Source organism: Streptomyces sp. ATexAB-D23, assembly GCF_000373645.1.
GTDB classification, from domain to species: domain Bacteria; phylum Actinomycetota; class Actinomycetes; order Streptomycetales; family Streptomycetaceae; genus Streptomyces; species Streptomyces castrisilvae.
Genome location: NZ_KB892008.1, coordinates 135532 through 158306 on the forward strand (window position 1 = coordinate 135532; position 22775 = coordinate 158306).

General features: G+C 73.4%; 21 protein-coding genes. 9 read left to right on the top strand and 12 right to left on the bottom strand.

Annotated elements, in window-relative coordinates:
• Positions 1–490 precede the first annotated feature (490 nt).
• Together B082_RS0110115 and B082_RS0110120 are read left to right on the top strand one after the other, a co-directional pair.
• Complete coding sequence (locus B082_RS0110115) at positions 491–1495, top strand: ArsR/SmtB family transcription factor (RefSeq protein ID WP_199783784.1); 1005 nt, start codon at positions 491–493, stop codon at positions 1493–1495.
• Between the two features lie 166 nt (positions 1496–1661).
• Positions 1662–2072 carry a VOC family protein gene (locus B082_RS0110120; RefSeq protein ID WP_018551684.1) on the top strand — a complete coding sequence of 137 codons (411 nt, stop codon included), beginning with the start codon at positions 1662–1664 and terminating at the stop codon, positions 2070–2072.
• Positions 2073–2081: 9 nt separating this feature from the next.
• Here B082_RS0110120 and B082_RS0110125 read toward each other — a convergent pair whose 3' ends face one another.
• The 8 genes from B082_RS0110125 to B082_RS0110160 form a co-directional block, all read right to left on the bottom strand.
• Complete coding sequence (locus tag B082_RS0110125) at positions 2082–3011, bottom strand: oxidoreductase (RefSeq protein WP_018551685.1); 930 nt, start codon at positions 3009–3011, stop codon at positions 2082–2084.
• Between the two features lie 81 nt (positions 3012–3092).
• A complete protein-coding gene (gene nirD, locus B082_RS0110130; protein WP_018551686.1) occupies positions 3093–3452 on the bottom strand; it encodes a nitrite reductase small subunit NirD in 360 nt (119 codons plus the stop codon).
• On the bottom strand, positions 3452–6034 hold the full coding sequence (gene nirB / locus B082_RS0110135) for a nitrite reductase large subunit NirB (protein ID WP_026249625.1): 2583 nt from the start codon (positions 6032–6034) through the stop codon (positions 3452–3454). Before nirB ends, nirD begins: the two co-directional genes overlap by 1 nt.
• A gap of 256 nt (positions 6035–6290) precedes the next feature.
• On the bottom strand, positions 6291–7208 hold the full coding sequence (locus B082_RS0110140) for a carbohydrate kinase family protein (protein ID WP_018551688.1): 918 nt from the start codon (positions 7206–7208) through the stop codon (positions 6291–6293).
• A gap of 55 nt (positions 7209–7263) precedes the next feature.
• Positions 7264–8298, bottom strand: coding sequence for a zinc-dependent alcohol dehydrogenase (locus tag B082_RS0110145; RefSeq protein ID WP_018551689.1), 1035 nt, complete (start codon positions 8296–8298; stop codon positions 7264–7266).
• Positions 8299–8427: 129 nt separating this feature from the next.
• Positions 8428–9777 carry an MFS transporter gene (locus B082_RS0110150; protein WP_018551690.1) on the bottom strand — a complete coding sequence of 450 codons (1350 nt, stop codon included), beginning with the start codon at positions 9775–9777 and terminating at the stop codon, positions 8428–8430.
• Positions 9778–9794: 17 nt separating this feature from the next.
• Positions 9795–11189, bottom strand: a complete 1395-nt coding sequence (locus tag B082_RS0110155; RefSeq protein WP_018551691.1) for an FAD-dependent oxidoreductase — start codon at positions 11187–11189, stop codon at positions 9795–9797.
• Between the two features lie 14 nt (positions 11190–11203).
• Positions 11204–12259, bottom strand: a complete 1056-nt coding sequence (locus tag B082_RS0110160; protein WP_018551692.1) for a LacI family DNA-binding transcriptional regulator — start codon at positions 12257–12259, stop codon at positions 11204–11206.
• Positions 12260–12495: 236 nt separating this feature from the next.
• On the opposite strand from B082_RS0110160, the gene B082_RS0110165 reads away from it, so the two are divergent.
• Positions 12496–13284 carry a sulfite exporter TauE/SafE family protein gene (locus B082_RS0110165; protein ID WP_018551693.1) on the top strand — a complete coding sequence of 263 codons (789 nt, stop codon included), beginning with the start codon at positions 12496–12498 and terminating at the stop codon, positions 13282–13284.
• Positions 13285–13302: 18 nt separating this feature from the next.
• Here the strand turns inward: B082_RS0110165 and B082_RS0110170 are convergent, their stop codons facing one another.
• The 3 genes from B082_RS0110170 to B082_RS0110180 form a co-directional block, all read right to left on the bottom strand.
• The gene (locus B082_RS0110170) at positions 13303–13926 is read right to left on the bottom strand and encodes a class F sortase (protein ID WP_018551694.1); all 624 of its coding nucleotides are present in this window, start codon (positions 13924–13926) and stop codon (positions 13303–13305) included.
• Between the two features lie 97 nt (positions 13927–14023).
• A complete protein-coding gene (locus tag B082_RS0110175; RefSeq protein WP_202453171.1) occupies positions 14024–14965 on the bottom strand; it encodes a hypothetical protein in 942 nt (313 codons plus the stop codon).
• Positions 14966–15292: 327 nt separating this feature from the next.
• Positions 15293–15832, bottom strand: a complete 540-nt coding sequence (locus B082_RS0110180; RefSeq protein ID WP_018551696.1) for a DUF5990 family protein — start codon at positions 15830–15832, stop codon at positions 15293–15295.
• A gap of 91 nt (positions 15833–15923) precedes the next feature.
• Here B082_RS0110180 and B082_RS0110185 point away from each other — a divergent pair, with 91 nt between their 5' ends.
• The gene (locus B082_RS0110185) at positions 15924–16547 is read left to right on the top strand and encodes an NADPH-dependent FMN reductase (RefSeq protein WP_018551697.1); all 624 of its coding nucleotides are present in this window, start codon (positions 15924–15926) and stop codon (positions 16545–16547) included.
• A gap of 74 nt (positions 16548–16621) precedes the next feature.
• A complete protein-coding gene (gene cutA / locus B082_RS0110190) occupies positions 16622–16960 on the top strand; it encodes a divalent-cation tolerance protein CutA (RefSeq protein WP_018551698.1) in 339 nt (112 codons plus the stop codon).
• A gap of 27 nt (positions 16961–16987) precedes the next feature.
• On the opposite strand, the gene B082_RS0110195 is transcribed toward cutA, so the two are convergent.
• On the bottom strand, positions 16988–17683 hold the full coding sequence (locus tag B082_RS0110195; RefSeq protein ID WP_018551699.1) for a SanA/YdcF family protein: 696 nt from the start codon (positions 17681–17683) through the stop codon (positions 16988–16990).
• Between the two features lie 398 nt (positions 17684–18081).
• Here B082_RS0110195 and B082_RS0110200 point away from each other — a divergent pair, with 398 nt between their 5' ends.
• The 4 genes from B082_RS0110200 to B082_RS0110215 all read left to right on the top strand — a co-directional run bounded on the left by B082_RS0110200 (position 18082) and on the right by B082_RS0110215 (position 22645).
• Complete coding sequence (locus B082_RS0110200; protein WP_018551700.1) at positions 18082–18897, top strand: Cof-type HAD-IIB family hydrolase; 816 nt, start codon at positions 18082–18084, stop codon at positions 18895–18897.
• Between the two features lie 223 nt (positions 18898–19120).
• Complete coding sequence (locus B082_RS0110205) at positions 19121–19930, top strand: sirohydrochlorin chelatase (protein WP_018551701.1); 810 nt, start codon at positions 19121–19123, stop codon at positions 19928–19930.
• A 36-nt stretch (positions 19931–19966) separates the two neighbouring features.
• The gene (locus B082_RS0110210; protein WP_018551702.1) at positions 19967–21277 is read left to right on the top strand and encodes a deoxyguanosinetriphosphate triphosphohydrolase; all 1311 of its coding nucleotides are present in this window, start codon (positions 19967–19969) and stop codon (positions 21275–21277) included.
• A gap of 108 nt (positions 21278–21385) precedes the next feature.
• Positions 21386–22645, top strand: a complete 1260-nt coding sequence (locus tag B082_RS0110215) for an NAD(P)/FAD-dependent oxidoreductase (RefSeq protein WP_018551703.1) — start codon at positions 21386–21388, stop codon at positions 22643–22645.
• Positions 22646–22775: the final 130 nt, after the last annotated feature.

The window sequence follows — 22775 nt, forward strand, 5'->3', positions numbered from 1 at the left end:
GCGGCCGCCGGTTCGTCCGGCCCTCACCGAACCGGCGGCCGACGCGGAATTCCGGAGGCGGCGGCACCCTGTGCGGGGGTGCCGCCGCCTTGTCGTACCCGCCCCCGAGTCGTTGTCATGTCCGGGTAATTCCTACTCCGGCCGACAGTCGGGTTACCAGCGTCCATTGCTTCGTTTAATACGCAAAGAAATCGGTCCGAACGAACCGGGGTGCGGCCCATGGATCCCCATCCATGGGCCGCACCCCGCTTACCCCCATCGAGTGCGGAGCCGCACCATTGCCAACCGCCGCCGAACGAGCAAAACCCCCCACGGCCTTCACTCGCTCTTCCGGTGGCTCCGGAATCGCACCCGACGTCGTACAGCCTTTCGTCCGGCGGCGGGTCGGGGCGAGACGTTTCACCTCTGGCCGAAACCCCGTGGTGACGTGCTGTTACGGTTCGCATACTCTTGCGAGGGGGGAATTGCAGGTGCAAGGGGTGGGAGTTCGGTGCTGCGTATCCATGTCTCCGGATGGGACCTTTCCAAGGTGCGGATGGCCGCCGGGCCCGACGCGCTGTGGGAGACCATTCTCAGCTTTCACCGGCTGAGGGACCGGAGGGCTTCCGCGGTGTTCGGAAAATGGCGCACGGAAACCCGCCCCCGGCTGAGCGGTGAAGTGCGTCTGCTGTCCGCGGTGGTTCCGCCGCGCGGATATTTCCCCGACTTTCTGACGCCTTCTCAGGAAAGCGCGGAACCACTCGCTCTCGACGCCGGAATGGAGGCCGTGCGCGCGACCCCGCCCGAGCGGCTGCGGGCCGAAATCGCGATGGTGGACGACCGGACCGCGCCCGGCGCCCGGCGCACGGCCCGGCGCGCCCGGCTCGAACCGCTGCGCGAGGGCTGCGACGCGCACCTGGGCCGGCTCGTCGGCGCCCTGCGGGACTACCACCGCGCAGCCGTCGAGCCGTACTGGCCGCACATCCAGTCCGCCGTCGAAGCCGACCGCGTCATCCGGGGCCGCGCACTCCTGGACGGCGGCACCAACGAGCTGCTCGCCTCGCTCCCGCCCGTGATCCGCTGGCGGGCGCCCGTCCTGGAGGCGGACTACCCCGTCGACCGCGATCTCCACCTGGACGGGCGGGGCCTGCTCCTCCAGCCCTCGTACTTCTGCCGGGGCACGCCCGTCGTCCTGCGCGACCCCCTGCTCCCGCCCGTCCTCGTCTACCCGGTCGCCCACCCCGCGGCCCCCGCCTTCGCCGAACCCGGCCCCTGGCTCGGCCGGCTCCTGGGCCAGACCCGCTCCACGGTCCTGCGGGCCATCGGCGACGGCTGCACGACCAGCGAACTGGCCCGCCGCGCCGGGGTCTCCCTCGCCTCGGCCAGCCAGCACGCCTGCGTGCTGCGCGAGGCCGGGCTCGTCCACACCCTGCGGCACGGCAGCTCGGTCCTGCACACCCTGACCCCGCTCGGCGGCTCACTGCTGCGGGGCGGGGCGCCGCTCGCGGTGACCTGAGCGCCCCGGCGGTTTTCCGTCCGGCGCCGCGCGGAAAGGATCTGCCGCCCGCCACCGATGAGTTTCCGGCGGTGCGGGCGTCTACCTGTCGACACCTGTTCGACGGACACGCATCCCGTACGCCGGACGACGCACACGGAACACGCACCGAGAGAGTGAGACGGCCATGGCTCAGATGATCTTCGTGAACCTGCCGGTCAAGGACCTGGAGACGGCCAAGGGCTTCTTCGGCAAGCTGGGCTACTCCTTCAACCCGCAGTTCAGCGACGAGCGCACCGCCTGTCTCGTCATCAGCGACACGATCTTCGCGATGCTGCTCCAGGAGGAGCGCTTCAGGGACTTCACCAAGAAGGAGATCGCGGACGCGTCGACGTCCACCGAGGTGATCCTCGCGCTCAGCGCGGACAGCCGCGAGAAGGTGGACGAACTGGCCGACGCCGCCCTCGCGAACGGCGGATCGCCCGCCAACGAGCCGCAGGACCTCGGCTTCATGTACGGCCGGTCCTTCCAGGACCCCGACCACCACATCTGGGAGGTCGTCTGGATGGACCCGTCCGCCGTCGAGGACCAGGGCTGAGTCCGGGGCTCAGGCCCCGGGCACCGCGAACGTCACCCCGGTCAGCTGCTCCGACGCCACCCACAGCCGCTCACCCGCCACGTCGCTGCGCGTCCAGCCGGCCCGCCAGGACGGGCGGGGCGCGCCGCGCCACCCCAGCAGCCGCGGCCCGGTGAACGAGTCGGGGCGCACGCCCGGCGCGGTGGCCGCGTACAGGGTGGGCAGGGCGCCGGCCGAAGCGGGCTGGGCTATGACGCGGTTGCCGAGCTCCATGACCCGCTCCGCCAGCCTGCGGTTCTCCATCCGGGCGCCCGCCGTCTGGAGGTTGGTCGACGCGTACCCGGGGTGCGCGGCGGCGGCGACCAGAGCGCTGCCGGCCGCCGCCGCCCGCCGGGCCAGCTCATGGACGAACAGCAGGTTGGCGGTCTTCGAGCGCCCGTAGGCGATCCAGCGGCGGTAGTCGCGCTCGCTGTTGAGGTCGCCCATGTCGATGTCGGCCAGCGCGTGCAGCCCGCTGGAGACGCTCACCACCCGCGCGCCCGGGGTGGCCAGCAGCTTCGGCAGCAGCAGCCCGGTGAGCGCGAAGTGCCCCAGGTGGTTGACGCCGAACTGGGTCTCGAAACCGTCGGCCGTCCGCCCGTAAGGCAGGGCCATCACCCCGGCGTTGTTGATCAGCAGGTCGAGCCGGTCCGCCCGGTAGCCCGCCGCGAACTCGCGTACGGACGACAGATCGGCCAGGTCCAGCGCGGCGAACTCCACGTCCGCGCCCCGCACCGCGTACCGGATGCGGTCCGCCGCCTCCTTGCCGCGCCGCTCGTCACGGCAGGCGAGCAGTACCCGCGCGCCGCTGCGGGCCAGCTCCCGCGCGGTGATCAGCCCGATCCCGCTGTTGGCTCCCGTCACCACGGCCCTGCGGCCGCTCTGGTCCGGGATGTCGCGCGCGTTCCAGCCCTGGTTCATGGATCAAGCGTACGACCGGGGCCCGGGGCGGCCGGAAGGGCCCGTTCAGAGGTTCTTCCGGCCGCCGGCGCGTGCGGGCGGTCAGTCCGCCCGGACCTCGAAGACCGGCACACGGACCTCGTCGTCGTCCAGACAGGCGCCCGTCGCCAGGTCGAAGCGCTGCTTCAGGAGCGGCGAGGCGACGAAGGGCCGCCCGCCGTCCGAGCCGACCAGGCCGCGCGAGAGGACGTAGGCGCCGGTGAACGGGTCCCGGTTGTCGATCGCGTACGTCCGCCCCGCCCGGTCCACGAACAGCGCGACCTGACGCCCGTCCGGGAGGAGGGCGGCGACCCCGCGGCCCGGGGTCAGCCGCGAGCGGTCGCAGACCGTGACCCAGCCGTCCCCGGTGGCGAGTCGGACGGCCCGGGTGCTCCGCGCGGTCTCCATCGTCTGCGTCGTCATCAGGAGGCGGTCCCTTCAAGAGTGCGGACGGCGAGGACCGGGCCGGCGAGGATGTCCAGATCGGGCTTGACCTGGTCGCGTTCCGGGACGAACCTCACCGACGGGTCGGGCATGTCCGGGGCGTTGACGAAGGTGACGAACCGGCGCAGCCGCTCCGGGTCGTTGATGGTCTCGGCCCACTCGTCGCGGTAGCCGCGCACATGGTCGGCCATCAGCCGCTCCAGCTCGTCGCAGAGCCCGAGCGAGTCGTGCACGACGACGTCCCGGACGTGCTCCAGACCGCCGTCGATGCGCTCAAGCCAGGCCGAGGTGCGCTCCAGCCGTTCCGCCGTGCGGATGTAGAACATCAGGAACCGGTCGATGAGCCGCACCAGTTCGGCGTCGGACAGGTCCTGCGCGAGCAGGTCGGCGTGGCGCGGGGTGGCGCCGCCGTTGCCGCCCACGTACAGGTTCCAGCCGCCGGCCGTGGCGATGATCCCGAAGTCCTTGCCCCGGGCCTCCGCGCACTCCCGGGCGCAGCCCGAGACCGCCGACTTCAGCTTGTGCGGGGCGCGCAGGCCCCGGTAGCGCAGCTCCAGGTCGATCGCCATCCTCACGGAGTCCTGCACGCCGTAGCGGCACCAGGTCCGCCCCACACAGGACTTGACCGTCCGCAGCGACTTGCCGTACGCGTGCCCGGACTCGAAGCCCGCGTCGACGAGCCGGGTCCAGATCAGCGGCAGCTGGTCGACCCGGGCGCCGAGCAGGTCGATGCGCTGAGCGCCGGTGATCTTGGTGTAGAGCCCGAAGTCGCGGGCCACCTCACCGATCACCACCAGCTTCTCCGGGGTGATCTCGCCGCCGGGGATGCGCGGCACGATCGAATAGGAGCCGTTGCGCTGGAGGTTGGCCAGGAAGTGGTCGTTGGTGTCCTGGAGCGCCGCCTGCTCGCCGTCCAGGACGTAGCCGCTCGCCCCGACCGTCGGCGCCAGTGACGCGATGACCGAGCCGACCGTCGGCTTGCAGACCTCGCAGCCGTCACCGCCGCGCGCCGCCTCGCGCCCGTGGGAGTCGAGGAGTTCCGCGTACGAGGTGATCCCCAGGGTGCGGACGATCTCGTACAGCTCGCTGCGGGTGTACGCGAAGCAGCCGCACAGGCCCGTGTCCCGGCTCCGGGGGAGCAGCTGGCCGATGGTCCTGACGCAACTGCCGCAGCCGGTGCCCGCCTTGGTGCACTTCTTCACCTCGGGCAGCGTGGTGTGGGCACGGATCGTGCCCTTGGTGACGTTGTGGCAGGAGCAGATCACCGCCTCGTCCGGCAGCGCCGAGGGGCCGAGCGCCGCCGGACCGCCCGCCCCGGCGGGCAGCACCAGCTGCTCGGGGGCGACCGGCAGCACGGTCCCGGTCATCGGCCGCAGCGTCCCGTACTGTTCGGCGTCGCCCACCAGCACCCCGCCCAGCAGGGTGCCGTCCGCCGCCATCACCAGCTTCTTGTAGACCCCGGACCTGGCGTCCGCGTACACGACGTCGAGGCAGCCGTCGGCGGTGCCGTGGGCGTCGCCGAACGAGGCCACGTCCACCCCGAGCAGCTTCAGCTTCGTCGACAGGTCGGCGCCGCCGAACGCGGCCCGCCCGCCCGCGATCACCTCGGCGGCCGTCAGCGCCATCTCGTAGCCGGGCGCGACCAGCCCGTACACCCGGCCGTCCGACGCGAGCGCGCACTCGCCGATGGCGAAGACCGCCGGGTCGGACGTACGGCACTCCTCGTCCACGACGATCCCGCCGCGCGGCCCGACCGCCAGACCGCAGTCCCGGGCCAGCTGGTCGCGGGGACGTACGCCGGCGGAGAACACCACCAGGTCCGTGGCGAGCGAGGAGCCGTCGGAGAGGGCCATCCCGGTCACCGAGCCGTCCTCGCCCACGGTCACCTCCTGGGTGCCGACCCCGGTGTGGACGGTCAGGCCCATGTCCTCGACGGTGCGCAGCAGCGCCGCGCCCCCGCCCTCGTCCACCTGGACCGGCATCAGCCGCGGCGCGAACTCCACCACGTGCGTATCGAGGCCGAGCCCCTTCAGCGCGCCCGCCGCCTCCAGACCGAGCAGCCCGCCGCCGACCACCGCGCCGGTCGTCGCCGTCCCCGCGTACGCCTCGATGGCGAGCAGGTCCTCGATCGTCCGGTAGACGAAGCAGCCCTCGCTGTCCCTGCCGGGGACCGGCGGGACGAACGGGTAGGAGCCGGTCGCCAGCACCAGCGTGTCGTAGGCGAACACCTCGCCCGACCGCGCGGTGACCGTACGGGCCGCGCGGTCCACGGACTCGGCCGGGTCACCGAGCCGCAGCTCGAAGCCGTGCCGCTCCATGAAGCCCGGCTCCACCAGCGACAGTTCGTCGGCGGTCCGGCCCGAGAAGTACGAGGTCAGCCGGACCCGGTCGTAGGCGGCGCGGGGCTCTTCGCACAGGACGACGACCCGGGCGGTGCCGGCCGCCGCGGTCAGCCCGCGCTCGGCGAGGCCCTCCAGGAAGCGCTGGCCGACCATCCCGTGCCCGACGACCACGATGGCCGGCGGGGGAGCGGGGGCGGGCGGGGGAGTGGGCACCGGCATCTCAGGGCCTCCGTCGTCGGTGAGCGGATGGGGCAGGGGCCACGGGTACGGGGCCCGCGTGCTCATGACGGAAGCGTGGTCCGGCGGTGTTACCCGTCCGGATCCCCGCTGTTTCCCGGGAGGAACCTTGCGCTCAGCGGCCGGGGCCCGCGCCTGTGAGGGCCGGCCTGGGCGTTTTGGACACGGCGCGGGGCGCCCCGCCGGTCACGGCCGTCCCCCGTGACACCCGGCACGGGGGACGGCCGTACCGGATGCGTCAGACGCCGAGTGCGGGCAGTTCGTGGGCGAAGGGCGGCTCGGCCCCGGCCCGCGCACAGGTGGCCGCGGCGGCGCGGGCGGCGAAGCGGAGTACCCGCTGCCAGCTGTCGGAGGTCAGCCCGGCCAGGGCGCCGGCGGACAGCGGGCCGCGCGCGGACAGGGCGTGCAGCAGCGCCGCGTTGACGGTGTCCCCGGCCCCGATGGTGTCGACGACCCGGACGGATTCACCGGGTACCGCGTACGCGCCGGCGCGGGTGTGGGCGGTGAGGCCCGCCTCGCCCCGGGTGACCACGACGGCGGCGGGGCCGGCGTCCAGCCAGCCCGCGATGTCGTCACCGAGCCACCGCGCGTCCTCCTCGCTGAGCTTCAGGAGCGAGACGGAGGGCAGGAGCCGGCGGAAACGGGCCCGGTAGGCGTCCGGATCATCGATGAGGCCGGCACGGATGTTGGGGTCCAGGGCGATGAAGCGCCCGAGCCGTGCCTCGCGGCGCATCAGCTCCTCGTAGGCGCTCGCACCCGGTTCGAGCACCAGCGAGCAGGTGCCGAACGACACCGCCCGGGTTCCGGCGGGCAGCGGCCCCGGCAGGGTGAAGAGGCGGTCGGCCGTGCCCCGGCAGTAGAAGGTGTACGCGGCCGAGCCGGCGGCGTCGACGGCGGCGACGGCCAGTGTGGTGGGCTCCGGACCCCGCTGCACCAGGCCGAGGTCCACCTTCTCCTCGTGCAGCCGGGCGGCCAGCGACGCCCCGAAGGCGTCCGTCGAGATCCGCGAGCAGAAGGCGACCTTCGAACCGAGCCGGGCCAGGGCGACGGCCGTGTTGTACGGCCCGCCGCCGCGGGCGGGCAGCAACGGGGCCAGGGCGTTGCCGGAGGCCTCGGGTACCAGGTCGATCAGCGCCTCACCGGCGACGACGATCACGGCAGGGGCTCCTTTCGGGCGGGGGCGGTCATCGGAAACGGGCGATCCGAGCTTGTCACGCGCCGGCCACGGTGATCAGCACCTTGATGTGCTCCGGTGCCACCGAGGCGGCGAAGGCCTCGGCCGCGTCCTCCAGCGGGTAGGTGGCGGTGATGATCGCGTCGGTGTCGATGGCGCCCGAGCCGATCAGTTCGAGGGCGGCGCGGTAGTCGTCGGCGGTGTACATGAGAGTGCCCTCGATGCGGATCTCGCGGTCCTGGACGAGGTCCAGCCGGATCGGGGTGGTGCCGGGGGCCCCGACGCCGACGACGATGATCCGGCCGCCCTTGGCGACGAGGTCGATGGCCTGGGCCATGGACTGCTCCCGGGCCACGCAGTCGAAGACCACGTCGGCCGGGCCGTCCAGGACGGCGTGCGCCTGCGCGGCCAGGCCGGCCGCGTCGGCCGCGAGGGCGCCGTCGGCGCCGAGCCGCAGGGCGCGCTCGCGTTTGGTCTCCAGCAGGTCGGTGGCCACGATCCGGGCGGCACCGGCGTGCCGGGCGGCCGCGACGACGAGCAGCCCGATGGGGCCCGCGCCGAGGACGGCCACGGTGCGGCCGGTGAGGTCGCCGGCCTTCGCGACGGCGTGGACCGGGGTGGCGAGGGGCTCGACGAGGCCCGCCTGGAGGTCGGACATGGCCTGAGGCACCCGGTGGACGCGATCGGCGGGGATCGTGAAGAGGTCGGCCATGCCGCCGGGGGTCTGGCAGCCGAACACCTTCAGCTGCTCGCAGATGTTGTAGCGGCCCGAACGGCACTGCGCGCACGTGCCGCAGTAGAGGTTGGGCTCGACGATCACCCGGGTGCCCGGGGCGAAGTCCCCGGCGCCCTCCCCGGTGGCGACGACCACGCCGACCACCTCGTGTCCGGGCCGGTAGGGCAGCTCGATGAAGGGGTGGTGGCCGCGGGCGGCATGGGTGTCGGATCCGCAGATGCCGACGACGGTGCTGCGGATGAGGAGTTCGTTCGCGCCGGGGCGGGGCGCGGGCACCTCCTCGATGCTGATGTCGTCGATGGACCGGACGAGCACGCGGCGGTTTCGCTGGGACATGGTCAGGGAGATCCGTTCGATGTGGAGTGGTCGGGGCGGCGCTGTGCGGCGGGGTCCGCACGGCCGGCCCCCGCCGCTCCGTGCCCATGGGGAGGGGGCACGGAGCGGCGGGGGAACCGCGGACACGGGCTACGGCTGCCGGGCCGGCTCGGTGCTCCGGTCCGGCGCGGCGGGAACCTCCCGGACCCGCAGTACGGCGGTCTCACGGATCGAGGTGATCGCCACGGTCAGAGTGATGGCGGCGAGGAACATCACGTAGAACGAGGGGGAGAGTTCGTTGCCGGTGGAGGTGATCAGCCAGGTGGCGACGTACGGAACCGTCCCGCCGAACGCCGAGACCGCCAGGTTGTACGGGATCGCCATCGCACCGCTCCTGATCCGCGCGGGGAACTGCTCCGCCATCGCCGCGCTCAGGGCGCCGTCGAAGACGGCGATCAGGAGACCGAGGATCAGCATGCCGGCGATCGCCGTGGCGACGCCGCCCCGCGACATCAGGTAGAACGCCGGCCAGGTGAGGACGACGAAGCCGGCGCTGCCCGCGATGAGCATCGGCTTGCGGCCGACACGGTCGGAGAGCGCGCCCATGCACGGCACGGCGATGGCGGTGACCCCGATGCCGATGGTCGTGACCGTGAAGCCCTCCATGGTGCTGAACCCGAGTTCGCTCGTGAGGTAGCTCGGCAGGAAGGCCACCAGCGCCCAGTGCCCGATCGCCTTGAGCAGCAGGATGCCGCACAGCACCAGCATGGCCTTGTACCCGGTGCGGAACGCCTCCTTCGTCGGCGACTCGGACACCCCGCCGGTGTCCTCCAGCTCGCGGAAGGCCGGGGAGTCCTCCAGCTTCATCCGGACGTAGAGACCGACCAGGCCGAGCGGGAGCGCGACGAGGAAGGGGACGCGCCAGCCCCAGTCCGTCATCTGGTCGTTGCTGAGCACGTTGATCAGTACGAGCACGAGTCCGGACCCGGCGACGGACGCGACGAATCCGATGGCGTCCATCCAGCTCGTCATGAAGCCGCGGCGCGTACGGGGGGAGTGCTCGAACAGCAGCGCCACCGCGTTGGAGGTCTCACCGCCGGCACCGAAGCCCTGCACCATCCTGGCGATCACCAGCAGTACGGGGGCGAGCATGCCGACGCTCCCGTACGTGGGCAGCATGCCCATCGCGAACGTCGCACCCGAGGTGAGCAGGACGACGATGACCAGGGTCCGCTGCCGGCCGATACGGTCGCCGAGCGGTCCGAAGAAGAGACCGCCGAGCGGCCGCAGGACGAATCCGATGGCGGAGACCGCGAACGTGGCCAGCAGGGCGGCCGTCGGATCGCCGGAGACGAAGAAGTTGGCGGCGAGAAAGGTCGCCAGCAGCCCGTAGGTGCCGACGTCGTACCACTCGATGAAGTGACCGACGCCCGCGGCTACGAGAACCCTCCGGGCTTCGGGGGATATCTTCTGGCTTTCCGCCTCTGCGTTGCTGTGCACTCTGTGCTCCTGAGATGTCACGGCGCCGGTGACGTGACGAGACCGCCCTGCGCCCCAATAGTGCTGCGGAGTTCCTTGCTGTCGAGCTCGCGCGGCTGCTTGCCGCTGGTCGCGGCGAGCGCCGCGGCGACACCGGCCGCCTGACCGGTCGCCGCGCACGTGGCGCCGACCCGTGCCGATCCGAGCGCCTCGCGGTCCACCGAGATGCACCGGCCGGCCACGAGCAGGCTGTCCGTCTCCCGCGGCAGCAGGCTGCGGTACGGGATCTCGTAGGGGAGCGGCACGAACATGGCGTGCACACCGACCCCGCCCTCGGCCGGGTGGACGTCGATCGGCCAGCAGCCGACCGCGACGGCGTCGTCGAACCGCGCGCTCGCCCTGACGTCGTCGCCGGTCAGCGTGTACGCCCCGACGAGGCGCCGGGTCTCGCGCACGCCGATCTGGGTGCTCGTCTGCAGCAGGCGGCCGTCGGCGAAGGCGGGGCTGTGCTCGCGCAGGTAGTCGAGCAGCACGACGGAGTCCTTGCGGCCCCGCAGCTCCGCGCGGGTCAGCTCGTCGGCGTCGGAGGCGTCGCCGACCACGCGCGTGGTGTTGACCCAGGCGATGTCCTTCTCCATGCCCCCGAACCAGGGCCCGCCGAAGGGCGGCAGCTCGCCCCGGGCCCGCGCGTCGCGCATGGCCTCGACATCCAGGTCGATGTCCTTGCGGGTGGAGGCGACCTGCCCCAGCAGCGGCTGTTCCAGCAGCGTCGCCTCCGGGCCGATCGGGATCCGTACCGGTACGGCGTGCTCGCGGTCCGGGTCCGGTGTCACGTTGCCCACCCGGAACGGCATGGTCATCGGCTGGAGGGTGTCGCCCTTCACCCAGTCGGCCCCGGCGCCGGCCACGATGTCGCCGTTGCCCGTGCAGTCCACGGTGACCTTGGCGAGGATGGCGCGCCGGCCGTCCACGTTCTCGACGAAGACGCCACGCACGGCACCGTCCTCGACGATCGGACGGGCGCCCCAGCTGTGCAGCAGCAGCCCGACGCCCTCGGCTTCGAGCATCTCGTCGGCCACGCGCTTCATGACCTCCGGGTCGGAGTTCAGCACCCAGCCGTCACCGTCGACCGCGCCGCCCTGCTTCGCCGCGCGGGCCAGCCACTCGGCGGGAACGCCCTCGACACAGCGCTGGTAGGGGCGCAGCCAGGAGTTGTAGCCGGCGAGCGTGAGGACCATGCCCGCGGTCCACATCCCGCCGAGGAATCCGTGCCGCTCCACGAGGAACGTCCGCGCGCCCGCCCGCGCCGCGGCGACGGCGGCACACACGCCGGCCGGTCCGCCGCCGACGACCAGGACATCGACATCGGCGGCGACGGGCACCTCCCTGGCCTGCTCGTAGATGGTCCGCTGGGGCGTTCCCGTTTTCGGCATCGTCATGGTTCCTTTCAGTTCACTTCATGTCGGTCGCCGCCGGCCGAGGCACGCGCCTTCAGCTCCGGCGGCAGATAGAGAGTCGTGGCGGGGGCGGTCGAGCCCTGGATGCGCTCGAACAGCAGGTCCGCCGCGCGTGCGCCGATCTCGGTGGCCGGCGGGCGGACGCTGGCCAGCGCGGGCTGGAGGTACTCGGCGAACGGCAGGTCACCGTGACCGATCACCGCGACCTGCGCGGGCACGGTGATGCCCTTCTCGGACAGCGCGCGGTACAGGCCGAGCGCGAAGTAGTCGCTCCCGGTCAGTACCGCCGAACCCGGTCCGAGGCCGCTAGCCAGCTGTTGGGCGTGCCGGTAGGCGGCGCCCGGTTCCCACGGCGACGCCTGCCGCCCCGCCGGCGGCGGTACCAGCGTGACGGTGTCGTCCTGTACGGGGACGCCGCGTTCGGCGAGCGCGCGGTGGAAGCCGGCGCGCCGGTCGGCGGCGGAGGAGTAGGGCACGTCCTCCTCCATCAGGTGGAGGGAGGTGGCGCCGTTGTCGAGGAGGAGGGACGCGGCCTCGAACGCCCCGCGCTCGTGGTCGACACCGACGAAATCGCAGTCGAGGCCCTCCAGGCCGCGGTTGACCAGCACGATCGGCACCCCGGAGTCCCGCAGCCGCTGCCAGTGGTTCGCACCCTCCTGGACGGGAATCACCACGGCCCCGTCCACGCCCCACCGCAGGAGCGCCTCGGCCGCCTCCCGCTCCGTGCCGGGGTCCTCCTCGGTCACCATGAGCAGCAGCGAGTAGCCGTTCGCACGGCAGCGTTCCTCGACCGCGCTGATCAGGAGCGCGTAGAAGGGGTTCGCCGGATGGGTGATGACCATGCCCAGGGTCATCGCGGCACCGGAGACCAGCGACCTGGCCATGGAGTTCGGTACGTAGCCGAGCCGGTCGGCCTCCGCGCGGATGCGCGCCCTCAGCTCCTCACCGACCGAGTCCTTGCCCGTCAGCGCACGCGATACGGTTTTCGCGGAGACCCCCAACGAGTCGGCGATCGTCTTGAGTGTGACGCGCCCGGCAGCTCGCATCGTTCTTCCCTTCGCAGCATCGTCAGTTGATGGGTAAACGTTTACCTCACAGCGCGCGGTCAGCGCTACGGGCAAGGGTGGGTAAACGTTTACCCGAATCATGTGGTCCGACAGGGGGTAAACGTTGGGGTCAGCGATTACCTTAAGGAGCCTTCCCGGTGCCGTCAATGGCCTCGGCCAGTCGGTCCGCGCCCTGCCCGCCGTGACCGTGTCGCCGTTCCCTTAGGGTCGCGACCATGCCTGACATCACCCTGACCACGCTCGTCGTGCTGTGCATAGCCGCCGCGGCGGCCGGCTGGATCGACGCCGTGGTCGGCGGTGGCGGGCTGCTCCTGCTGCCCGCGCTCCTGCTGGGGCTGCCGCACCTGCCGGCCGCGCAGATCCTCGGCACCAACAAGGCGGTCGCCATCGTCGGCACGTCGGGCGCCGCCGTCACCTACGCGCGCAAGGCGCCGGTGAGGATCGGCACGGCGGTACGGATCGGGCTCGCGGCCCTGGCCGGATCGATGACCGGCGCGTTCTTCGCCGCCGGGATCAGCAGCGAGGTGCTGCGCCCGGTGATCATGGTGGTCCTGCTGGCGGTCGCCGGGTTCGTGATGCTGCGGCCCCAGTTCGGCCGGGCTGCCGGGGACGGCGTCCCGCCCCGGGTCACCCGGGCCCGCACGGTCACGGCGATCGTCCTCGTGGGCGGCGGCATCGGCCTGTACGACGGGCTGTTCGGGCCGGGCACGGGTACCTTCCTGGTGCTGGCGCTGACCGCGGTGCTCCACCTCGACCTGGTGACGGCCTCCGCGACCGCCAAGATCGTCAACGTCTGCACCAACGCGGGCGCCCTCGCGATGTTCGCCTACCAGGGCAACGTCCTGTGGCAGCTGGCCGCGCTGATGGCGGTGTTCAACCTGGCGGGCGGACTGCTCGGGGCGCGGATGGCGCTGAGCAGGGGCAGCGAGTTCGTGCGCGGGGTGCTGCTGGTGGTCGTCTTCTCGCTGGTCGCCAAGCTCGCCTTCGACCAGTGGCACGCCTGAGCCGGGTGCCGAGGCGTCTCAGCGCACGCCGGTGAGGTGGGCGTACGCCACCACGTTGCCCCGGTAGCCCGTCGACTCCGAGAACCCGCCGCCGCAGGTGATCAGCCGCAGCGAGGCGTGCTCGGACGCGCCGTACACCCGCTGATCGGGGAACTCCTCGCTCTCGTACACCTCGATGGCGTCGAGCGTGAACACGGCGGTACGGCCGTCCTGCCGGTCCACCTCGACGCTGCTGCCCTTCTTCAGCGAGCCCAGGTCGTAGAAGACGGACGGGCCCTGGGCGTTGTCGACATGGCCGGCGACGATCGCCGTGCCCCTGGCGCCGGGCGGGGTGCCGTCCTTGTACCAGCCGACGATGTCGGTGTTCCCGGCCGGTGGTACGTCGAGGCTGCCGTCGGCCCCGAGGCCGAGCCGCATCATCGGCGCGTCGACCCGGATCGCCGGAATCCTGATGCGCACGGGGGCGGAGGGGCGCAGCGGTTCGGCGACCGGGGAGCCGGGCAGCAGGGCGGGACCGGCGGCGAAGGCCTCGGCGGCGGCGGGTCCGGGCGGGGTGAGCCGGGTGCCCGCGCCGTTCTGGATCAGCCAGACACCGGCCAGCGCCGCGACGACGAGCAGCCAGCCCTTGGCCTTCTGGGACACGGTCGTCCTCCGGGTGCGAAAACGGAACGGGTCCCGTCCCGGTGGCGCGAGGCCACCGGGACGGATACCGGGCGGGACGGAGGGGTGGATGCCTCCGTCAGCTGCCGTCCTGCGTGCCGCTCGCCCGGCGACGCAGGAGCCAGGCTCCGCCGACGGCGGCAGCGGCGAGTACGCCGGCTCCCGCCGCGATCTGGGTGGTGTCCGGTCCGACGCTGCCGCCGACTCCGGTCTTCACGTGCCCCGTGGGGGCGGTGGGCGCGGCCGAGGTGCGCGGCCCGGTGGGGGTCTCGTGCCCGCCGGACCCGGTCTCGTCCCACCCGGACCCGGACCCGGCCTCGTCCCTGCCGGGCGCGCTCTGGTGGCCGGAGGGGGCCGGGCGCTCGGTGGGCGTGGTGCGGCCCGCCTCCGCGGGCGCGTCGGGTACGAGGGCCGAACCGGCGGCCTCCGCCTCATCCAGGCCGTCGAGCGCGTCGCGGCCGTCCAGCCCCTCCCGGCCGTCCTGGCCGTCCTGGCCGTCCTGGCCGCCGAGGCCGTTCGGGCCGGTGAAGTCGTAGTCGGAGGCGCCGGGGGCCTCGGCGGGGCCGTCGGACGAGGCGGTGCCGTCGGACGAGGCGGCGCCGGAGCCGGAGTCCCGCGAGGCACCGGCCGCGCTGTCCCCGGACGCCCGGTCCGCGGCCCGCACCTCGACCTCGCCGGTGGCCTCCTTGCCGTTCGCGCACTCCACGCCGATGCTGTACGGCCCCGGCTCGATGCCGCCCGGCACCCGGAACGAGCCGGCCAGCACCTCTTCGAGCGTGGCGGGCGCCAGCGGGAACCGGGGGGCGTCCAGCGCGCTCGCGTCTCCGGTGGCACCGGTGTCGCTCCCGCAGGCGGTGGTGTCCACGGTGACCGTGGCGCCCGGGGCGGCGCTCGCCGGGGTGATCCGCAAGGGTGCCGGCTCGTCCCCGTACGCGGACGGGGCGGCGGCGCTGAGGCCGAGCGCGGCGGTGGCGAGGGCCGCGGCAGCGGTGCCGGTCACGAGTCGGGCAGGACGGCGCATGGGGGTTTCCTCCGAGCAAGGGGCGCTGGCGGGTGTGTCCTGACCCCGAGCCAACAGCCGTACGGGCCCCCATGCCTGCTGACACCAAGTCAGCTTTCACCCGTACGGCCCGGCGCGGCCTCCTTGCCACGGGGTATCGCCGCAGGTCGTGGCGGTGGCGGCGGGCAGGGTGCGCGGTTCTTCGCCCCTCGGTGCCGATCGGGTGACGAGGTCCCCGATAAATGTGTCGTACGTCACATGAGTGACCCCGCTCCGGGCGGGAACACGCATCACAACCCCCCACGGGACGGTGCGCACCGCCGCCCCCGGCCGCCGCCCCCTCCGGACCTACCCCCCCTGGGTCCGGAGGGGGCGGACTGCATTCGGCGTGCCCTGCGGCGCGTTGGCCGACCACTGGACGACCGGCGGCCTGATCCGGGCGCAGCGGGGCCGCCCCTCGGCGTCGGAGAGCGGGAGCCGTGCGGTGAGGTGGCCGGAGCCGGTGGCCGCCGCCAGGACGTCCGCGTCGATGTCGGTGAACATCAGCTTGGCCCGCCGGAACATGGAGAACAGTCCGTCGTCGTCGACCGTGCCCCAGGACAGGTAGACGAAGCGCCCGCCGAGCCGGTTCTGCACGTACGGCCCGCGCACCGCGACGCCCTCCTCGTCCGTGGTCGCCGTGCAGTCCAGGGTCCAGTGGGCGCCGGCCGCGTCGCCCGGGTGCAGGCCCAGGAGTTCGCCGGGCAGGTCCTTGCGCTGGACGCCCACGTGGACGTTCTCGTAACCGGGGAAGCCGGGCCCCGGCGGGCACGAGCGGCCGGGCAGCCGTGAGCCCTCGATGTGGATGCGCAGGGGCACGGTGTGCGGGCCTTCGGCGGGAGTCTCCATGGGGCCATGATCCCGCGCCGGACCACCGGCTCCGGCACTCTCCCCCGCCGCGCTTGACCTCAACCTTGGTTGATGTACGAACGTCTTCGCCATGGACCTCATCACCGCGGAATCCACCGCCGCCACCCTGTCCGGAACCACCCCCCTGAAGGTGGCCGTCATCCTCGCCAGCAACCGTGAGGGCCGGTTCGCGCCCGTCGTCGCCGACTGGTTCCTCGCCCATGCCGACGGCCACCCGGCGATCGAGACGGAGCTGATCGACGTCGCCGGGCTCGACCTGCCCACCGCCCTCTCCTACCGCCCGGAGCCGGGTTCCCGGGAGGTGGTCGCCGATGTCGGGGCGCGGCTCGCGCGGGCCGACGCCTTCGTCGTCGTCACCCCCGAGTACAACCACTCCTATCCGGCGCCACTGAAGAACCTCATCGACTGGTACCGCGCCGAGTGGCAGGCCAAGCCGGTGTCCTTCGTCTCCTACGGCGGGGTCTCCGGCGGGCTCCGGGCGGTCGAGCACCTGCGGCAGGTCTTCGCCGAACTGCACTCCGTCTCGATCCGCGACACGGTCTCCTTCCACAACGCCGGCGCCCAGTTCGACGACGAGGGCAGGCACCGCGACCCGGCCGGGGCCGACGCGGCGGTGAAGTCGCTGCTCGACCAGCTGGTCTGGTGGGGCCGGGCGCTGCGGGCCGCGAGGGACGCCCATCCGTACGCCGGCTGATGGCGCGTCGGGGGCGCGGGGGCCGACAATCGGCCGGGAAGCGCAACCGCCCACCCTCGTGAGGAGACCGCGAAGTGACGACACCGGCATGGCTGACCGTACTGACCACGACGGACAGCGAGGAGAAGGCCAGGGAGCTGGCGCGGGGAGTGGTCGAGGCGCGGCTCGCCGCCTGCGTGCAGATCTCCGCGCCCGTCACCTCGGTCTATCGCTGGCAGAACGCCGTCGAGGCCACCGAGGAGTGGCAGCTGCTGTTCAAGACGACGGCCGAGCGGTACGACGAGCTGGAGGCCCACCTCCAGGAGGCGCACGACTACGACACCCCGGAGATCATCGCCCTGCCGATCCTGCGGGGCAGCGCCCGCTACCTGGGCTGGGTCTCCGCCGAGACGGCCCCGGTCACCTCGCTCTGAACGCGCCGCCCTGCCCGGCGGCGGCCGTCATCCGGCGGCCGCCGCGAGGGCTTCGTCCACGCCCCGCTCCCGGGGTCCCAGGAAGTGCGGGTCCGGCCTGAACAGGGCGTCCAGCGCCGCCTTCCCCGCCGCGAACACCTCCCTGGTCCCGCCGTAGTACCAGGTCACGTCGTGCTTGGCGGTCACGCCCACGCCGTACGCGTCGATCCCCGCCACCCGGCACAGCGCGATGGCCCGCCGGATGTGGAAGCCCTGGCTCACCAGCACCGCACGGTCGACGCCGAAGATCTTCTTGGCCCGCACGCAGGAGTCCCACGTGTCGAAGCCCGCGTAGTCGCTGACGATCCTGTCGTCCGGCACGCCCTGCCCGACCAGGAATGTCCGCATCGCGTTCGGCTCGTCGTACTCCACCCGGCTGTTGTCACCGGTCACCAGTACGACCTTCACCTTGTCGTCCCGGTAGAGCGCGGCGGCCGTCCGCAGCCGGTTCGCGAGGTACGGGGACGGCTTCCCGTCCCACAGCCCGGCCCCGAACACCACCGCGACCTGCCGCGCCGGCACGTCGTCGGCCGACCGCACCCGGGAGTCGGCGAACGCGTGCAGCCAGGTCGCGGGCGCGAGGGCGAGCACGCAGGCGGCCATCAGCCCCTGCACGGCCCGCCGCCGCCCCCGCCGGGTGCGCGGCAGCCGGGGCCGCACCCGGGAGGCGGCCCCGCGCAGCACGGCGGCGGCCCTCCGCGGCCGGGCCCCGCCCGCCCGTCCGCCCCACGGTGTCAGCCACTTCCGTGCTCCCACGTCCCCGCCCTCACTCGCCCGTCTCCCGCGCCGGGGCGGCGTGCGCGCAGCCGGCCCGCCCCCTTCTCCCTCCCTGGACGAGCGAACGGCCGAAAGGGTTCTCCGCCCGCCGGTTGCGAACGGCCGGGTGGGGGGGGGCTCACTTGTCGGTTACAGGCGGCCGGGAGGGGGCCGCACTCGTCGGTATCGGACGGCCGGGAGGGTTCTCCGCTCGTCGGGTTACGGGTGGCCCGGAGGGGACCCTGCTTCCCGGGCGCACGACGGCCGAAACGATTCTTCGCCGTCTTGGTACCGGCCGATACCATCGGCCGATGTCGCTCCCACGGTTGATCGCCTCCGACCTCGACGGAACCCTTCTGCGGGGTGACGGCACGCTCTCGCCCCGCACCCTGCGCGCCCTGCGCGTGGCGCGGGACGCCGGGACGGAGGTCGTCATCGTGACCGCTAGGCCGCCCCGCTTCGTGGACCGGCTCGCCGAGGCCACCGGCCTCGCGGGAACGGCGGTGTGCAGCAACGGCGCGCTCGTCTACGACATCGCGAGCCGTACCGTCGTCTCCTCCCAGGTCCTGCCCCTGGCCGTCGCCCAGCGGGTCGCCACCGCACTCGCCGCCGCCGTGCCGGAGGTGGGCTTCGCACTGGAGACGGGCAACCAGGTGCTGTACGAACCGGCCTACCGGCTGCGCATGTCCGAGGACGCCGGTGCCGAACTGCCCGTGCCCTCCCTCGCCGAGCTGTGGCTGACCGAGGCTCCCGTCACCAAGCTGCTCGCCTGGTCGGAGCGGCTCGACGCGGACACGCTGCTGGCCGCCGCCCGGCAGGGCGCGGGCGACACGGTGCAGCTGACCCACTCCGGCGGGCGGGGGCTGCTGGAGATCAGCGCGCCCGGGGTCACCAAGGCCGGTGCGCTCGCGGTGCTGTGCGCGGCCCGGGGCATCGAGGCCGCCGAGGTCATCGCGTTCGGGGACATGCCCAACGACCTCACCGTCCTCACCTGGGCCGGCACCGGCTACGCCATGGCCAACGCCCACCCCGCGGTGCTGGCCGCCGTGCCGACGCACGCCCGGACCAACGAGGAGGACGGGGTCGCCCAGATCATCGAGCACCTGTTCGCCACCCGGGACCGGCAGGGCACGGACGCCTGAGGAGGCCGCAGGGCACGGACGCCTGAGGAGACTGTCCGGGGCGGCTGTCCGGGGCGGTCGTCCGGCGCGGTCGTCCGGGGCTCGATCCGGGCGTGCGCCGGGGCACGTACGCCCGGGTGCGCGCCGCCTCCTGACAGCGGGCCGCGTCCCCGGGTGAGGCGGCGGAAAACCCCCGTGACCGGCGTGCAACGACGCGGCAACCTGGCTCCGCCACCATCGGCTCATGCACCGCATCCGGTACCCGAGCCCGCCCGGCCACGCGAGCGGCACCGCGCCCGCCGCCCCCGCCCTGGTCGCCGTCGCCCACGGCAGCCGGGACCCGCGCGCCCTGCACACCGTGACCGAACTCCTCGCGCAGGTGCGCGAACTGCGTCCCGGGCTCGATGTCCGCCTCGGGCACATCGAGCTCAACGCGCCCCTCCTGCCGGACACCCTGCACGCCCTCGGCAGCGGCGACGCCGTCCTCGTACCGCTGCTGCTCGGGCGCGGGCACCACGTCAAGCACGACATCCCCGCCGCCGTCGCCGCGGCCCCCGCCCTGCGCGCCCGGACCGCGGGCCCGCTCGGGCCGCACCCGCTGCTGGTGGAGGCGCTGCACGGCCGGCTCACGGAGGCGGGCTGGCACCCCTCGGACCGGGGGAGCCGCGACAGCGCGGTCGTGCTCGCCGCCGCCGGATCGCGCGACCCCGAATCGGCCGCCGACACCCGGCGCACCGCACGGCTGCTCGGGGAACGGCTCGGCGGGGTGCCCGTCGTACCCGCGTACGCCTCCGCCGCCGCGCCCACCGTCCGGGCCGCCGTGCGCGCGCTCGCCGCCCGGGGCCACCACCGGATCGCCATCGCCTCGTACTTCACCGCACCCGGGCGGTTCGCCTCCGCGGCGGCGGCCGGGGCGCCCTGGATCGCCGCCGCCCCGCTCGGCGCCCACCCGGCGATGGCCCGGCTGCTCCTGCACCGCTACGACCGGGCGCGGGCGGGCGGCGCACCGGAGTACGAAACCCTGATGAACACACGTTTCCCGGCCCCCGCCTGACCGCTCCTGCCCGCGCGGCCGATTAGGGTCGGTGCCATGAACGGCACGGACGGCACACAGCACCCCGGGGCGGCGCCCTACGGCCCGGCCGACGCCGAGCGCTGGGACCCCGAGCCGGACAAACGACCGGGCCGCACCGCCTTCCAGCGCGACCGCGCCCGCGTGCTCCACTCCGCCGCGCTGCGCAGGCTCGCCGGGAAGACCCAGGTCGTCACGCCGGGCACCCGCAGCCCGGCCTGGGACGCCAGCCCGCGCACCCGGCTCACCCACTCCCTGGAGTGCGCCCAGGTCGGCCGCGAGCTCGGCGCCGCCCTCGGCTGCGACCCCGACCTGGTCGAGGCGGCCTGCCTCTCCCACGACATGGGCCACCCGCCCTTCGGCCACAACGGCGAGCAGGCGCTCAACGACTTCGCGTCCGACTGCGGCGGCTTCGAGGGCAACGCCCAGTCGCTGCGGCTGCTGACCCGTCTCGAACCCAAGCGCTTCGTCCCCGACACCCGCACCGGCGACCTGGTCAGCGTCGGGCTCAACCTCACCCGCGCCGCGCTCGACGCCGCCACCAAATACCCCTGGCCCCGGGCCGCGCACCCCACCGACCCCGGCTCACCCAAATTCGGGGTCTACGAGGACGACCTCCCGGTCTTCGAGTGGTTCCGCGAGGGCGCCCCGCTCCACCGCAAGTGCTTCGAGGCCCAGGTCATGGACTGGTCCGACGACGTGGCGTACTCCGTCCACGACTTCGAGGACGGGCTGCACGCCGGGCACATCGACCCCAACTGCCTGGAGGCCGAGCCGGAGCGCCAGGAGATCTGGGGCGTCGCCGTCGGGCGGTACGTCCCGGCCGACACCGACCCGGGGGAACTGGCCGAGGCCCTGGACCGGCTCATCGCCCAGGAGTGGTGGCCGCACGGCTACGACGGGTCCGCCGTCGCCCAGGCCCGGCTGAAGGACGCCACCAGCCAGCTGATCGGCCGGTTCTGCCTCGCCGCCGAGACCGCCACCCGCGAGGCGTACGGCACCGGACGCCTCGGCAGGTACGGCGCCGAGCTCGTCGTCCCCCGGGGCGCGCGCAACGAGTGCGCGGTGCTCAAGGCCATCGCCGACCGCTACGTCATGCAGCGCGCCGAACAGGAGGAGATCCGGGCCGGCCAGCGGATCGTCATCGCCGAGCTGGCCGCCGCGCTGACCGCCCGCGCCCCCGAGGGCCTGGAGCCGCAGCTGCGCGCGCTGTACGAGGCGGCGCCCGACGACCGGGCCCGCAAGCGGGTCGTCGTCGACCAGATCGCCGCCCTCACCGACGCGTCGGCCCGATCCCTGCACCGCGCGCTCACCGCACCCCGCGTCTGACCGCCACCGGGGGTGACCTGATCGGGCCACACCCCCTTTCGCCACTACGCTGCGTGCGGGACGCTCGCAGTTGGCGCCGCGCAGCAGCAAGCACCGAGGAGGCATCACGTGGTCGACGCACATCGGACGTTCGTCATCGTCGGCGGAGGACTCGCAGGGGCGAAGGCAGCCCAGACCCTCCGGTCGGAGGGTTTCAGCGGCCGGGTCATCCTGATCGGCGACGAGCGCGACCATCCCTACGAACGCCCGCCACTGTCCAAGGGGTACCTCGCGGGGAAGGAGGAGCGCGACAGCGTCTTCGTCCACGAGACCGCCTGGTACGCGTCGGCCGACATCGAACTCCACCTCGGCCAGCCCGTCACCGCCCTGAACCGCGACGCCCGCTCCGTGGAGCTGGGTGACGGCGCCGTCATCCACTACGACAAGCTGCTGCTGGCCACCGGCGCCGAACCGCGCCGCCTCGACGTGCCCGGCACGGACCTCGCGGGCGTCCACCACCTGCGCCGCCTCGCCCACGCCGACCGGCTGCGCAACGTGCTGGCCGCGCTCGGCCGCGACAACGGCCACCTGGTGATCGCCGGGGCCGGCTGGATCGGCCTGGAGGTCGCCGCGGCGGCCCGCGGCTACGGCGCCGAGGTCACCGTCGTCGAACCGGAGGCCACCCCGCTGCTGCGGGTCATCGGCCCCGAGCTGGGCCAGATCTTCACCGAGCTGCACAGCGACCACGGCGTCCGCTTCCACTTCGGCGGCCGGCTCACCGAGATCGTCGGCCAGGACGGCATGGTCCTCGCCGTGCGCACCGACGACGGCGAGGAGCACCCCGCCCACGACGTGCTCGCCGCGATCGGCGCCGCCCCGCGCACCGCGCTCGCCGAGGCGGCCGGCCTCGACATCGCCCCGCGCGAACAGGGCGGCGGCATCGCGGTCGACGCCTCGCTGCGCACCAGCGACCCGCACATCCACGCCGCCGGTGACGTGGCGTGCGCGGTCCATCCGCTGCTCGGTTCCCGGCTCCGCGTGGAGCACTGGGCCAACGCCCTGAACAGCGGCCCCGCGGCGGCCCGCGCCATGCTCGGCCAGGACGTCAGCTACGACCGGGTGCCGTACTTCTTCTCCGACCAGTACGACCTCGGCCTCGAATACTCCGGCTGGGCGCCCCCGGGCAGCTACGACCAGGTCGTCATCCGGGGCGACGCGGGCAAGCGCCGCTTCATCGCGTTCTGGCTGAAGGACCGCACCGTGCTCGCCGGGATGAACGTGAACGTGTGGGATGTCACGGAGACCGTGCAGAAGCTGATCAGGGCCGGCCGCCCGGTCGACCCGGACGCCCTGGCCGACCCGTCGGTACCGCTGGAGTCCCTGATCTGACCGGCCGCCACGCGTCTGCGGCAGACGTAGGGCCGGTGTGCGGACGCACGCGAGAGCGGGTGGGGGCGTGCGGGGGAGTCCCCGCAGGAAATGGCGTACGACCCGGGTATCTGTTCGTCGTCGGGTGCGC

Coding starts and splice junctions, on each gene's coding strand:
- nirB (WP_026249625.1), bottom strand. CDS start 6,034: ATGCCGGTGCCCACTCCCCCGCCCGCCCCCGCTCCCCCGCCGGCCATC.
- B082_RS0110180 (WP_018551696.1), bottom strand. CDS start 15,832: ATGGAGACTCCCGCCGAAGGCCCGCACACCGTGCCCCTGCGCATCCAC.
- B082_RS0110125 (WP_018551685.1), bottom strand. CDS start 3,011: ATGAACCAGGGCTGGAACGCGCGCGACATCCCGGACCAGAGCGGCCGC.
- B082_RS0110175 (WP_202453171.1), bottom strand. CDS start 14,965: ATGCGCCGTCCTGCCCGACTCGTGACCGGCACCGCTGCCGCGGCCCTC.
- B082_RS0110145 (WP_018551689.1), bottom strand. CDS start 8,298: ATGTCCCAGCGAAACCGCCGCGTGCTCGTCCGGTCCATCGACGACATC.
- B082_RS0110210 (WP_018551702.1), top strand. CDS start 19,967: ATGAACGGCACGGACGGCACACAGCACCCCGGGGCGGCGCCCTACGGC.
- nirD (WP_018551686.1), bottom strand. CDS start 3,452: ATGACGACGCAGACGATGGAGACCGCGCGGAGCACCCGGGCCGTCCGA.
- B082_RS0110165 (WP_018551693.1), top strand. CDS start 12,496: ATGCCTGACATCACCCTGACCACGCTCGTCGTGCTGTGCATAGCCGCC.
- B082_RS0110205 (WP_018551701.1), top strand. CDS start 19,121: ATGCACCGCATCCGGTACCCGAGCCCGCCCGGCCACGCGAGCGGCACC.
- B082_RS0110155 (WP_018551691.1), bottom strand. CDS start 11,189: ATGCCGAAAACGGGAACGCCCCAGCGGACCATCTACGAGCAGGCCAGG.
- B082_RS0110185 (WP_018551697.1), top strand. CDS start 15,924: ATGGACCTCATCACCGCGGAATCCACCGCCGCCACCCTGTCCGGAACC.
- B082_RS0110120 (WP_018551684.1), top strand. CDS start 1,662: ATGGCTCAGATGATCTTCGTGAACCTGCCGGTCAAGGACCTGGAGACG.
- B082_RS0110160 (WP_018551692.1), bottom strand. CDS start 12,259: ATGCGAGCTGCCGGGCGCGTCACACTCAAGACGATCGCCGACTCGTTG.